Here is a 13,285-nt window from a genome sequence, read left to right as displayed (position 1 = left end):
ATCTTAACTATGGGAAGGATGTTTAGTTTCGCGGCTAGGACATCCTTTTCTTTTCTACTGAAAAGTAATCTGTTTTAATTTTTCATTTACTTCAAAGTTTAGGTTATACATTTCTGATATTAATTGGACAATTGTTTTTAAATCTTCTTTTTTATTGATTCGAACTGTAATTCTTTGATTATAGTATTCCTGTGGGATAGTTACTTTATAACCATAATTTGACTCGATATAGGTACTGATTGTGCTCAGTTTTTCATTATCAAAATCTAAAAATCTATTAAATTCAGTTACAGAAGCGATTTCGTTTCCGTAGATGAATTTTTCACCAGGTTTAAGTATCCATTTTTTATCTTGGTTTTTCACACTCATCTCAACGCTTCCTTCATAAAGTTCTACCGCCACTTCTTTTTTAGGATAGCCTTTAACTGTAAAAGCGGTACCTAATACTGTAGTTGTGGTTTCGTTACAAAACACCTGAAAAGGATGTTTTTTATCTTTTTTTACTTTAAAATAAGCTTCTCCACTAATTTCTACTTTTCTATTAACAGCAAAATTAGTAGCATACATAATTTTGGAATTTGGACTCAACTCTACTTTTGTACTATCTGGTAGGGCTACAATTTTAATTATAGAAGTGGTGTTTTCTATCGTATTTTCCACAATTTCAATATTGTTACTTATTGGGTCATTAGTAAAGTACAGACCTACCCCGATAAGAGTAAAAATTAAAATAGCGGCTGCGGCTGCATAATGGCGCCATGAACCAAATTTTTGTTTTTTGGATGGGAATGTCTTCGATTGGAATTGTTCCCAAGAAGCCTCTTTTTCAGAGTCAGAATGAGGAATAGGAGTTTCATTCCATAATTTTTTTAATTCTTCTTCTAATTTCTTTTCGTCCATATCTTTTGTGCGTTAAAGTTTTTGGCAATAAAATCCTTGTTTGTTAAAAACACCATAAACCATTTCTTTAATATCTCTATTAGTTTCGATTCTTAGAATATGGTCACTATTATCCAAATCAAAATTCATTATACAATCAGAAATGATAAACTGCAGAAGTACTACAATGAAGCTTGCATCTTCTTTGGTTGTAACATCTGTTTTATAAGATTCAGTACGCATTTTATGTTTCCGTTTATATCTATAACAAACGAGAACATAAAAGTTCCTAATGCTCTTCTATTTTTTTTCGAATAAATTTACTGGCAAGATAAATATGATTGGCAATCGTTTTTTCAGAAAGATCTGTAATTGATGCAATCTCTTTATAACTAAGGTTTTCCAGTTTGTGTAAAGTGAATATTTTTTGTTGTTGTTCGGGAAGTAGATTTATGAAGTTGTATAATTTTTCTCTTCTTTCTTCAAAAATATCTGTTTCAGTATCTTCTTGCTCCATTTGAAATTCTAGAGGATCAAGCTGAATTAGTTTGTTTTCTCTATTAAGATGATTTATAATGATGTTTTTGCATATTGTAAACAATTGTTTATCAAATAAAACATCTTCATTGAGTAATTCTCTTTTATTATATAATCGTAAAAAAGTCTCCTGAACGAAATCCTGTGGGCTAAGAACAGTAAAATTAAATCGCTTGGCAATGTTTATTAGTTTATCGTAGTAATTTAGATAAGCTTCCTTAAAAGAAGCTTCATTACCTTTTTTTAAACTTAATATAAACTTTTTATTGTCCATAACGTAAATATGATGACTGATTTTAGTTCAATTTTCAAAAAAATATTGAGTTCTAAATTTGACCATTAAGGTTAGCTTATTCAATTTTTAATAAACTTTGCGGTGCAAATAACAGCAATTTTATTTGAAAATTTATTCAAGAGAAAAAGATAGTTATAAAATAGTATACACCAATCTGTAAGATTTGCTTTGTGAGTAGTAGTTGTTTGTACATTATTTATTTGTTGGAAAACTAAAAAAGGATATAATATTTATAAGCAAACAGTTGGTTTTGGGTAGGTAATATCTGAGGAAGTTTTTATTATTAACAAAAAATCCTGTAAACAATGTTTACAGGATTTTTTTGTTTTGCTAATGTCGTGAGTGATTTGTAGGGTTTTATTATTGAGGAGTGTATCGAATAGTATTCTTTATCTTCATATTTAAACCAATAGGCAATCGTAATTAATGCAATTTTTGATGTTGTTAGTATTAAACTACTGTAACTTCAACTGCATTTTTGCCTTTCTTTCCGTCAACTATTTCAAATTGAACAGAGTCATTTTCACTAATTTGCTCTTTTAAGCCTGATGCATGAACAAATACGTCTTGTCCTGTACCTTCTTCTGTAATGAATCCAAATCCTTTTGCTTCATTGTAAAATTTTACTACTCCTGTTTTCATAATTTATATTAAATTTATTAGTAAATGTAGTCGAAAAATAAATTTAACTTATTGATTATTAGTTTTTATTTTAAAAAATAATTCTATATATTTTAACGTTTCGTTAAGGATTGATAAAGTTAGTGTCCAATTTGGTTAGTTATGCGATAATATAAGAGAGAGATCTAGCCGAGATCGTAGTGGCATCCTTTTTATCTTCCTTTTTTTGGAGATAAAAAGATAAAGCGGAGAGCTGGAAAATGCTCCAAAAAATAAAACCACCCGAAATGAGTGGTTTTGATCTTCTAAGAAATATTTTATTAAACAGTTTGGTCATCTATTGTTGCGGCAGGTGCATTGTTTTTTACCGATTCGATTCCGTTATCTCTTGCTGAGACGCTTTCATACATTTCGCTAGTTCCAATAATCTGACCATTGGTAGCTTTTAGATTAAAATAAGGCTTTCCGTTAGTTGATGTTTTTCTGTCAAATTTTGAATCATCTTGCGAATTGGTTCTTACTGATTCGATTCCGTTTAAACAGCCTGCTTTTGCTGAATATCCTTCGCTTGCAAGAATTGTTTGTCCGTTGTTAGCTTTTAAATTAAATTGAAACTCTCCGTTTGTTCTTTTTGTGATAACAAATTTTCCCATTCTAAATATTGGTTAAGGTTAAAAATAGTTTTTAATAGTTGTTTTATTTCATAAAAATACAAAAGAAAAATATTAGAAGATAGTGGGAAACAGTAAAATGTTTAAATAAATAATTTTAAAAAAAAACGAGAACTTAATTTTTAATTAGGTTCTCGTTTTTTATATGATAAAATTGTTTTCTAGAATTTAAATCCTAAGCTAATATTTGAAACAGCAGTTTTTACTTTTAAATTAGAAGCATCAATATCTGTAACACCTGCTAAATATCTATAGTCTAGTGTGAATTTCCATAAATCAACACCAACTCCACCAAGGAGACTGTTGTTGTTTTTTACAACGTCGATATAGTTTAAATTGTTGTTTCTGTCTATATTTGAGTAGTTTTTCCAGTTGTAACCGCCAAATATTCTAACATTTCCGAGTTTACCTAAAGGAACAATTTTGTAACCTACAATTAATGTCGCTTCAGTTCCAGATAATTTATAATCTGTATTAGCGATACCAGATTCAGATACAGTAAATTTAGATTGTGCATATCCAAATTCAGCTTGTCCATAAAGCATTAATAAATTTACTCTTGCAAAACCACCAAAACCTATTGAATTACCTGAACTATCAGAATTGTAATCATTTGTTGAGATTGAAGTTATGTTAGAAGAAACGATAGGACCGAATTGTAGTAATTGGGCAAATGAATTTGCACTGATACATAATAGTGTGATTAAAAAAAGCTTTTTCATAGGGAGGGTTATTTAGGGGGTATACTATTTAGCAATTAAAATTAATTATTATATGTCAGAATCGAAAGACATATCTTCTTTATTTTTTTATTGATTTTATTGGTGTTGCCATTATTTCTTTGAATTTTAATAGAATAAGATTTCTTTAGGTGGATTTTAAAAAGAGAAATATATTATGGAATCGGATTTTAGTATAGGTTAATTCTGTAAAAAAAAATAAGCAAAAGAATAGGTTTACTTGAGGGGGTGTATTGTTATGAGAGGGTTAAAATAATTAATTCTAAATTTGAATCCTTAGCCAATTAAAAAAGTAATTATGACAATCAAAGAAATTCCTGCCTCTGAAACATGGGCAATTCGGCATAAAGTAATGTGGCCAGCAATGTCTTTAGAATTTGTACAATTAAAAGAAGATGATTTAGGTATTCATTTTGGAGTATATAATGAATCCAAACTAGTTGCGATTGTTTCTTGTTTTGAAGATAATAACGAAATGCAATTTAGAAAATTAGCTACTTTGACAGAAGAGCAAGGAAAAGGTTTTGCAACAATACTGCTAAATTATGTTTTTCAACAAGCTAAGGATAAGGGAGTAAAGCGTATTTGGTGCAATGCTAGAGTAAACAAAAAATCTTTTTATGAGAAATTTGGATTAGTAGATACAGAGAATACTTTTTTTAAATCGGGGCAAGAGTTTACAATAATGGAGCTGCGTTTTTAAAATTAGATTCTAAAATCAAGAATAGTATATCTGGTTCATATATAGTTGTTTAATGATTTTTGAATGCTATTTGTGTATATTAAAGCTTAAATTTCTGTGAGTTATAAATTTTTATTAATAAATTATCATTTATACTTCACTAAAAAAACTATTTTTGGATTCTGTATAAATTAAGATTGAAATGCATAAAAATCAGCACATAATACTATTTTTTTTATTTTTTATTTTTTTAGGATGGAGTGGAAGTGCTCAAGAAAAATCGCGATATCCTAAAAACGAATTTAGAGGAGTTTGGATTGCTACCGTTGTTAATATTGACTGGCCGAAAAGTAAAGTTGATAATGTTGAAAAGCAAAAAGCAGATTATCTTGAAATTTTAGAGACTTATAAAAAATTGAATTTTAATGCAGTAATTGTACAGATCCGAAGTGTGGGTGATGCTATTTACCCTACAAAGTTAGCTCCTTGGTCGCGTTATTTGACCGGAAAAGAAGGACAGGAACCAAAACCATATTATGATGTTTTAGCTTGGATGATCGAGCAAGCGCATAACAGAGGATTTGAGTTTCATGCTTGGATGAATCCATACAGAGCAACATTTGACTTAAAAAAAGATAGTTTATACTCTAACCATGACGTTATTAAACATCCAGAATGGATGATTGAATACGGAGGTAAATTATATTACGATCCTGCTTTGCCAGAAGTACAGGAGCATTTAACAACTATTGTAGAAGAAGTTGTTGAGAATTACGATATCGATGCGATACATTTTGATGATTATTTTTATCCTTATACTATTCCCGGAAAACAATTTAACGATACAGCCTCTTATAAAAAATATGGTAGTGGACTTAGTTTAGCCGATTGGCGTAGAGCAAACGTAAGTAATTTTGTTCAAACTATTTCGACTACAATAAAGAGCTGTAAACCTTGGGTACAATTTGGCATTAGCCCTTTTGGCGTTTGGCGTAATAAATCAAAAGACCCTAAAGGTTCAGATACTCAATCAACGTCTAATTATGATGATTTATATGCAGATCCTATTCTATGGATGGATCAGAAATGGATTGATTACATTATACCTCAATTGTATTGGAGTATGAATAATCCGAGAGCTAATTATTCGAAACTGGTAAAATGGTGGTCCGAGAATTCTAATAACACAGCTATCTATATTGGGCACAGTCCATATAAGATTAGAGCTGATAGTGATAAAAGCTGGAATCTTGCAACCGAAATACCAAATCAGGTTGATTATGCCAGAAGTTTTAAGAATGTAACAGGAAGTGCTTATTTTAGTGCCAAATTATTGATTAATAAAAATCAAGATGTCGTACGTCTTTTAGCCGAAAACCAATATAAATATCCAGCACTTCCATCTGCAGTTCCTAATCTTAAAAAGATTGTTGTTGATGTTCCTGTGGTAAATGAATTTGCAAAAGACAGTATAAATTATTCATTTAATGTTAAATATCCGTTGAATACTAAGGTGCGTTACGTTGTTGTTTATGGTGCAGAAAGTGAGGCAAAAATTGATATTAATGATCCATCTCAAATTATTGATAAATTGACAGTTCACGAAATAGATGGTTCTATTTACTTTGTTCTTTCAGAAAAAACAATGAAAAAATACAAAGCGTGTGCAATCACTTTTATTGATTACTATGCAAACGAAAGTACTCCAACTAGTATCGATTTAAAAAAAGGATTTAAAGTAAACGTAGCTGAAATAACAGATGAAAACAGAAAATAATAAACCTTGGTTGTGGATTCCATTATTGAATTTTGCATCAGGCTTTCCTTATATAGTAATTATTTCAGTTTCGGTACTGATGTACAAAAATCTAGGAATTACCAATGAAGACATTGGTCTTTATACTAGTTTGTTATATCTGCCTTGGGTTATTAAACCTTTGTGGAGTCCTTTTATCGATTTGCACGGTACAAAGCGAAAATGGTTTTTGGCAATGCAATTCGTTATCTCAATTGCTTTTTTAATTGTAGGACTTACTATTCCCCTGAATAATTTCTTCATACTAACTTTAGCTATATTTTGGGTTGCCGCATTTGCTTCGGCTTCTAATGATATTGCCAGCGATGGATTCTATTTGTTAGTTTTACCAAAAGAGCAACAATCTTTTTTCTTAGGAATTAGAAGTACGTTTTACAGAATCTCAATGCTTGCCGGAAATGGATTAATCGTGCTTTTGGCAGGATATCTGGAGCATAAATTTGGAGATAATCGAAAAGCATGGTCATATACCATGATTTTTGTGGGATTGCTAATGGCTCTTATTACAGCATATAATTATTTTTCTACACCTAAAACAGAAAATACTACTCCAGGAACAGCCAAAGAAATTGCAAATCAAAGTTTTGCTTCCGTTTTTGCAAGTTTCTTTAGAAAGAAACAAATTGTTTTAGTACTTACTTTTATCTTGTTATTTCGATTAGGAGAATCACAACTAATGAAAATGCTAACTCCGTTTTTAGTAGATCCGATAAAATATGAATTAGTCGAATCAGGTTCTGATGAAAGTCAGGCGAAAGCATTAGCGGTTTATAATTCAAAAGTTGCCAAAGGAGATAAATTATCTGATTCAGAGTTACAATTACTGTATTCAAAATTGCCAATATCGGCAGAAATGGCAAATGCTAAAAAACCTTTACTAGAAGTTGAAAATAAAGATCCAAAAGAATATAAGAATCTAAACAAAGCTAGAATAAACTTTGTAAATCAATTGGTTTCAACTAAAGGAACTCAAAAAGAGGTTTTAAAAGGAGGAATGGGACTTGATACAGAAGATATTGGTCTAATTTATGGAACCTTCGGATTAATTGCTTTAATGCTTGGAGGAGTTTTAGGAGGAATTGCAATATCGAGACATGGTCTTACTAAATGGATGCTTCCGATGATTCTAACCATGCACTTGCCAATTATTGGATTTATCTTGTTGTCTTACTTTCACCCTTCATCAGTATTTTATATTTATGCAGTGGTAATTGTAGAGCAGTTTGGTTATGGTTTTGGTTTTGCAGCCTTTATGATGTATTTAATTTATGTTGCCGAAGGGGAATCAAAAACTTCACATTATGCCATTGCTACAGGATTTATGGCTTTGGGAATGATGTTGCCTGGAATGGTAAGTGGATATATTCAGGAATATTTAGGATATGGAAATTTCTTTATTTGGGTATTTTTAGCCACAATTCCAGGAGTAATTCTTTCCAGATTTTTAATTTTCCCACAAGATTTCGGTAAGAAGATAGAATAAGATTTAATTAGAATATAACGCCCATGGAAATCAATGAAAACATCCAGGTTGAACGAAACCTGAAAGCAATTGAATTTGAAAAAGCAGGAGAGATTGAGAAAGCAATTGCGTTATACGAAGAAAATAGTAATGAAGGTTTTAAAGGAAATCACTCTTATGACCGACTGGCTACTATTTATAAAAATCAAAATGATGTCGATAATGAAATTCGAATATTAGAAAAAGCAATTTTAATTTACGAAGTAATTACACTTGAAGATAGAATAGAAGGAATGCCTAAACTCTTTCGATTTAAAAACAGACTTGAAAAAGCCTTGCATACTAAAAGTCAGCTAGCCAAGCAAAAGAAGGCTAAACTTAAGTAAAAATAATTTTTTATAGTATCTGGTATTATGATTACATTAAAAAGAACAAATTCAGAAGATATCGACTTTATAAACTTGGTGGTTTTATTAAATCAGGATTTAAAAATTAGAGATGGAGCCGATCATGATTTTTATAATCAGTTTAATGGTATAGACACAATAAAGCATGCAATAGTACTTTATGAAGGCGAAGTAGCAATTGGCTGTGGCGCTTTTAGAGAAAAGGAAAATGATGTTGCCGAAATCAAACGTATGTTTGTGCATCCTGATTATCGTAAAAGAGGAATCGCATCAGCTGTTTTAAAGGAGTTAGAATTATGGGCAGCTGAAGTAAAATATAAATATACCATTTTAGAAACAGGAGTTAACCAGCCAGAAGCAATTGCTTTATATCAAAAACAAGAATATGTTATAATTTCAAATTATCCACCTTATGATGTGATGGATAATAGTGTATGCATGAAAAAAAAGCTATAACCAAATGAATAAAATACCACAAACAGTAGAACAAAAAGTAGGACAGTTTTTTTTTCCTGCAGTTTTTATAAACGATACCGAAGAAAATATTCAGGAAACCGAACGTTTAATTCGAGAATATAATATTGGCGGACTTACTTTTTTTCATAGTCGTGCAAGTGCAGCCACAAATTACGAAGGCAATAAAAAAATTGTCTTCAATGATGATAGTTACAAACAGTTAAAAGAGCGTATCGAACGATTCCAGAAATGTGCAACAACTCCGCTTTTAATTAGTATCGATGCGGAATGGGGATTAGCAATGCGTGTTGAAAAAACGCCACAATATCCTTATGCAATTACACTAGGTGCTTTACCAGAAAGTGAATCAGATTTGGTTTACGAAGTAGGGAAACAAATAGGTTTGGATTTAAAATCGGCTGGAATTCAATATAATCTTTCGCCATTGGCGGATATTAATAATAATCCTAACAATCCAGTTATTGGTTACCGTTCTTTTGGAGAGAATAAAGAAAAGGTAGCGCATTTTGCATTAGAATATTTAAGAGGAATGTCGGATGTAGGTGTTTTAGGTTGTTTGAAACATTTTCCGGGACACGGAAATACCAATGTCGATTCGCATTTAGGATTACCTGTTTTAAAAGAAACTCTGGAAGAATTACTAGAAAACGAATTATACCCATTTATAAAAGGTATCGAAGATAATGTCGATTCGATTATGATTGGTCACCTAGCAGTTCCAGCTTTAAATTCAGGAAAAGATACTTCAGCTACCTTATCAAAATCAATTATTCAAACTTTGTTGCGTGAGCAATTAGGTTATGATGGTTTAGTTATTTCGGATGCCTTAAATATGCATAGCGTATCTAAACTGTATGATGTAAAAGGGCAATTAGAATGGGAAGCTTTTAATGCAGGAAATGATGTATTGTGTTTTGCAGAAAATGTACCAGAAGGAATTCAGACGATTATAGAAAAGGCATCGCCAGCACGTATAGAAGAGAGCTTTAATAGAATATGGAAATGTAAAGAAAAAGCAGGAATTCTTAATCAAGCAGCAATAAGTTCAGGAGTTTTAGACTTTGAAAGAACTGCACTATTAAATGATAAAATTGCTCAAAAGAGTATCACCAAACTAATTGATAACTCCAATTCTGAAATTGTTTTTGAGGCACATAAAAATAATACACTTGCAAAATTAAGTTTGTATAAAACAGAAGATAATGATTTCTTCAAAGCACTAAATACACAATTAGCAAGTCCAGAGTTTGCAATTAAAGCAGGAGATACTACTGTTATTACTACTGTCGAAAAAGATTTGGATGTCTTTGATATAATCATCATTTCTTTGTTTGTGCCAAAAGCAAAGCCACTTAATAATTTCGATATCGAAGAGTCGGTTTTAGAACTATTAGGTAAATTATTAAAGTCAAAAAAATGTATCCTGTATGTTTTTGGTAATCCATATGTTTTACCAATTATTCCAAATGCGAAACACGCTTTAGGGCTTGTAGAGGTGTATCAGGATTTTGTAGAATTTCAAAAAAATGCAGCAATTCAAATTATTGAAAATAAAAACTGTGTCGGAGAATTACCTGTAAATATTGACTTACAATAAGTTACGGGTTTTAAAAAGTTTCGTATAGGTAAAGGTTATTGATCGATAAATTTTTATAATCACATCCTATTGCTTCTAGGTTGATTTATGCACTATTTTTGCACCAAATAAATAATTAACTTAAAAAGCGAAAGATATGTCTTTAGTAGGAAAAAAATTCCCAAGTATTGCAGTAGATGCTATCTCAGAAATGGGAGATAATTTGAAAATCAATATTTTTGAAGAAGCAGTAAACAATAACAAAAAAGTACTTTTGTTTTGGTATCCAAAAGATTTTACTTTTGTATGTCCAACAGAATTACATGCTTTTCAAGCTGCATTACCAGAATTTGAAAAAAGAAATACAATTGTAATAGGAGCTTCATGTGATACAAACGAAGTACACTTTGCTTGGTTAAACACTCCAAAAAACAATGGTGGAATCGAAGGTGTAACTTACCCAATCTTGGCTGATACAAACCGTAACTTATCTAACATTTTAGGAATTTTAGATATTGATTCTACAGAGTACAGCGAAGAAACAGATTCAGTTATCATCGAAGGTTCTAATGTAACTTTCAGAGCTACTTACCTAATTGATGAAACTGGAAAAATTTTCCACGAAAGTGTAAACGATATGCCATTAGGTCGTAACGTAAACGAATACTTACGTATGGTTGATGCTTACACACATATCCAAGAAAAAGGAGAAGTTTGTCCTGCAAACTGGGAAGCTGGAAAAGAAGCAATGAGCGCAGACAGATTAAGTACAGCTGAGTACTTAAGCGCAAACTAATTTTTTTTAAGGTTCTAAGGTTCAGAGTTGCAAAGTCTCTAAGATTTAAACTCGAACACAATAGAATCTTAATAAATTACAATCTCTAAATAAAAAGTCACAAGGTTCTAAGGTCTAAAACTTAGTACCTTAGAACCTTTGCGACTTAGAACCTTTAAAAAACAAAAGATATGTTAATCGAATTAAATGAAGATACTTTAGCAGATTTAGTTGCTAAAAATGAGAAAGTTGTCGTGCAATATTCAGCTTCATGGTGTGGAAATTGTCGTATAATGAAGCCGAAATTCAAAAAACTTGCGACAGAAAAAGAAGATTTGACTTTTGTTTTAGTTGATGCCGAAAATTCACCAGAATCAAGAAAATTAGCAAATGTTACTAATTTACCAACATTTGCCACTTTCGTAAATGGTAAACTGGTTAATGAGACACAAACTAATAAACAAGAAGTTTTAATCGAGTTAGTAAACGAAATTGCTTAAATAAGATGGGTTAGACTGGCTTATACTTTTAGACCTCTGATAAAGTTGTCTAAAATTTTCAAGAAAGTCTAAAAGGTCTAAGAATGTCTAAAAATCTAAGAAGTCTAAAATATGAAATTACCAGTAATAAAACAATTAACGCAGTTTATAGAAGAAAATGATCAGGATTACATCATTGAAACTATTGAGGTTTTGGAAGCAATGACCGAAATTCCATCTTTAAAAGATGAAGAATTAGATGTAATTGGTGAATTAATTTCTAATATGTACGGTGCATTAGAAGTGCATAAAATGGTAGTTCAGGGAACTGATAAAAAAGAAGCTTTAAATACGTTTATGAAACGTGTTTTGGGGTCAATCGATAAATAGTTGATTTAGCTTAAATAGTTAGAAAAACAATGGTTATCTAAAAACGCATTCTTTACGGGGTGCGTTTTTTTTATGGATATAACTAAGCTTTGGGCGAGCCACCATTAAAAAAAGGGGCAAATCATGCAAGTCTACATGCGCCCCTTTTCCTAATGCTGTCGGGCTGTTTGCGCTACTTCGGTAGCCAGCGGCCATCCCTCTCGCGGGGGAGAAAGAGAATAGAAGAAAGAGAATAGAAGAAAGAGAATAGAGGAGAGAGAATAGAGTAAAGAATAAAGAGAATAGGTTACATCTAGAATTGAGGATATACGGTTAAATAAAATTAGTAATGATATCGTAACTGTAGAGACGCACCGCAGTGCGTCTCCACAATCATAATCTACAAAGCTTCGGTGCAACCTTTGTCAAAGTTCAAAACTTTGAGGAAGGTGTCTTCATGCAAAGAGAAAAAACTTTGTAAAAAATGTCCCTTTGTATAGACAAACTCACGATAGGAAACAATCTCTAAACCGATAACAAATTCTTTTAGATTCAAATTTTAATCATTACTTTTGAACCTCATAAAAAAACAAACATCATGGCATCAATAACATTAGGAGGAAATCCAATTCATACTTCAGGCGAATTACCAAAAGTTGGTTCGCAACTAGCTGATTTTAAGTTAGTACAAAACGACCTTTCGGTTGCTACATTGAGCAATTTTGCAGGAAAAAAATTGGTTTTAAATATATTCCCAAGTATCGATACTGGAACTTGCGCAACTTCAGTTAGAAAATTTAACGAAAATGCAAGTAATCTTGATAATACTACAGTATTATGTATTTCTAGAGATTTACCTTTTGCTCAAAAACGTTTTTGTGGTGCTGAAGGATTAGAAAATGTAGTTAATTTATCAGATTTCCAAGCAGGAGCTTTTGGGAAAGCTAACGGATTAGAAATTGTTGACGGACCATTAACAGGATTGCACTCAAGAGTAATTATTGTTGTTGATGAAAATGGTAAAGTTACCCATACAGAACAGGTTGCAGAAATTGCAAACGAACCTAATTACGAAGCGGCACTAGCTGCACTATAAATTCTAGAGATGGAGTTTAAAAAAGATAATACTTTTTTAAAAGGAAGATTAAAAAGCGTTACTTATGCTTACAAAGGTGCTATAAAGTTAATAAGCACGGAGCATAGCGTTATGGTACAATTTTCGTTAGGAGTTATAATGACTATTGCAGGTTTTTATTTCCAAATAACAAGTACCGAATGGCTTTTTCAAATTTTAGCAATAGGATTAGTATTAAGTGTGGAAGGATTAAATACGGCTGTAGAAAAAGTAGCCGATTTCATTCATCCAAATTATCATGAAAGAATTGGTTTTATCAAAGATATTGCTGCGGGCGCAGTATTTTTTGCTGCAATGACCGCAATAGCAATCGGATTAACAATATATATACCATATATTAAAAATATATAAGCGATTAGCACCC

At 31.3% G+C, this 13,285-nt stretch carries 17 protein-coding genes; 11 read left to right on the top strand and 6 right to left on the bottom strand.

Annotation, left to right across the window (positions count from 1 at the left end; all coding sequences use genetic code 11):
- Nucleotides 1–54 precede the first annotated feature (54 nt).
- The 6 genes from EAG11_RS11945 to EAG11_RS11920 all read right to left on the bottom strand — a co-directional run bounded on the left by EAG11_RS11945 (nt 55) and on the right by EAG11_RS11920 (nt 3,725).
- Entirely contained in the window at nt 55–900 is an 846-nt protein-coding gene (locus EAG11_RS11945) for a FecR family protein (RefSeq protein ID WP_129539379.1), read from the bottom strand.
- A 12-nt stretch (nt 901–912) separates the two neighbouring features.
- Nucleotides 913–1,122 (bottom strand): hypothetical protein, encoded by a 210-nt coding sequence (locus tag EAG11_RS11940; protein ID WP_035628035.1) that lies wholly within the window; start codon nt 1,120–1,122, stop codon nt 913–915.
- Between the two features lie 46 nt (nt 1,123–1,168).
- Entirely contained in the window at nt 1,169–1,690 is a 522-nt protein-coding gene (locus tag EAG11_RS11935) for an RNA polymerase sigma factor (RefSeq protein WP_129539378.1), read from the bottom strand.
- 471 nt (nt 1,691–2,161) lie between these two features.
- Nucleotides 2,162–2,353 carry a cold-shock protein gene (locus tag EAG11_RS11930; RefSeq protein ID WP_129539377.1) on the bottom strand — a complete coding sequence of 64 codons (192 nt, stop codon included), beginning with the start codon at nt 2,351–2,353 and terminating at the stop codon, nt 2,162–2,164.
- Nucleotides 2,354–2,652: 299 nt separating this feature from the next.
- Complete coding sequence (locus EAG11_RS11925) at nt 2,653–2,985, bottom strand: YegP family protein (RefSeq protein ID WP_129539376.1); 333 nt, start codon at nt 2,983–2,985, stop codon at nt 2,653–2,655.
- Nucleotides 2,986–3,164: 179 nt separating this feature from the next.
- On the bottom strand, nt 3,165–3,725 hold the full coding sequence (locus EAG11_RS11920) for an outer membrane beta-barrel protein (RefSeq protein ID WP_129539375.1): 561 nt from the start codon (nt 3,723–3,725) through the stop codon (nt 3,165–3,167).
- 316 nt (nt 3,726–4,041) lie between these two features.
- Between EAG11_RS11920 and EAG11_RS11915 the strand changes: the two genes are divergently transcribed.
- The 11 genes from EAG11_RS11915 to EAG11_RS11865 all read left to right on the top strand — a co-directional run bounded on the left by EAG11_RS11915 (nt 4,042) and on the right by EAG11_RS11865 (nt 13,272).
- The gene (locus EAG11_RS11915) at nt 4,042–4,446 is read left to right on the top strand and encodes a GNAT family N-acetyltransferase (protein WP_129539374.1); all 405 of its coding nucleotides are present in this window, start codon (nt 4,042–4,044) and stop codon (nt 4,444–4,446) included.
- 181 nt (nt 4,447–4,627) lie between these two features.
- Nucleotides 4,628–6,202 carry a glycoside hydrolase family 10 protein gene (locus tag EAG11_RS11910; RefSeq protein ID WP_129539373.1) on the top strand — a complete coding sequence of 525 codons (1,575 nt, stop codon included), beginning with the start codon at nt 4,628–4,630 and terminating at the stop codon, nt 6,200–6,202.
- Nucleotides 6,186–7,724 carry an MFS transporter gene (locus EAG11_RS11905; protein WP_129539372.1) on the top strand — a complete coding sequence of 513 codons (1,539 nt, stop codon included), beginning with the start codon at nt 6,186–6,188 and terminating at the stop codon, nt 7,722–7,724. Before EAG11_RS11910 ends, EAG11_RS11905 begins: the two co-directional genes overlap by 17 nt.
- A gap of 23 nt (nt 7,725–7,747) precedes the next feature.
- Nucleotides 7,748–8,089, top strand: coding sequence for a hypothetical protein (locus EAG11_RS11900; RefSeq protein WP_129539371.1), 342 nt, complete (start codon nt 7,748–7,750; stop codon nt 8,087–8,089).
- Between the two features lie 27 nt (nt 8,090–8,116).
- A complete protein-coding gene (locus tag EAG11_RS11895; protein ID WP_129539370.1) occupies nt 8,117–8,566 on the top strand; it encodes a GNAT family N-acetyltransferase in 450 nt (149 codons plus the stop codon).
- A gap of 4 nt (nt 8,567–8,570) precedes the next feature.
- On the top strand, nt 8,571–10,184 hold the full coding sequence (locus EAG11_RS11890) for a glycoside hydrolase family 3 protein (protein WP_129539369.1): 1,614 nt from the start codon (nt 8,571–8,573) through the stop codon (nt 10,182–10,184).
- Nucleotides 10,185–10,320: 136 nt separating this feature from the next.
- A complete protein-coding gene (locus EAG11_RS11885; RefSeq protein WP_129539368.1) occupies nt 10,321–10,959 on the top strand; it encodes a peroxiredoxin in 639 nt (212 codons plus the stop codon).
- A 170-nt stretch (nt 10,960–11,129) separates the two neighbouring features.
- Nucleotides 11,130–11,438 (top strand): co-chaperone YbbN, encoded by a 309-nt coding sequence (locus EAG11_RS11880; protein ID WP_129539367.1) that lies wholly within the window; start codon nt 11,130–11,132, stop codon nt 11,436–11,438.
- Nucleotides 11,439–11,549: 111 nt separating this feature from the next.
- Nucleotides 11,550–11,807 carry a hypothetical protein gene (locus tag EAG11_RS11875; RefSeq protein ID WP_035621165.1) on the top strand — a complete coding sequence of 86 codons (258 nt, stop codon included), beginning with the start codon at nt 11,550–11,552 and terminating at the stop codon, nt 11,805–11,807.
- Between the two features lie 577 nt (nt 11,808–12,384).
- Complete coding sequence (tpx, locus tag EAG11_RS11870) at nt 12,385–12,882, top strand: thiol peroxidase (protein WP_129539366.1); 498 nt, start codon at nt 12,385–12,387, stop codon at nt 12,880–12,882.
- 9 nt (nt 12,883–12,891) lie between these two features.
- Entirely contained in the window at nt 12,892–13,272 is a 381-nt protein-coding gene (locus EAG11_RS11865; RefSeq protein WP_129539365.1) for a diacylglycerol kinase, read from the top strand.
- The last annotated feature ends 13 nt before the right edge of the window (nt 13,273–13,285 follow it).

Origin of the sequence: Flavobacterium sp. 140616W15, assembly GCF_003668995.1 — a bacterium.
Taxonomy (GTDB): Bacteria; Bacteroidota; Bacteroidia; order Flavobacteriales; family Flavobacteriaceae; genus Flavobacterium.
This window is presented reverse-complemented; position numbering and strand designations above follow the sequence as displayed.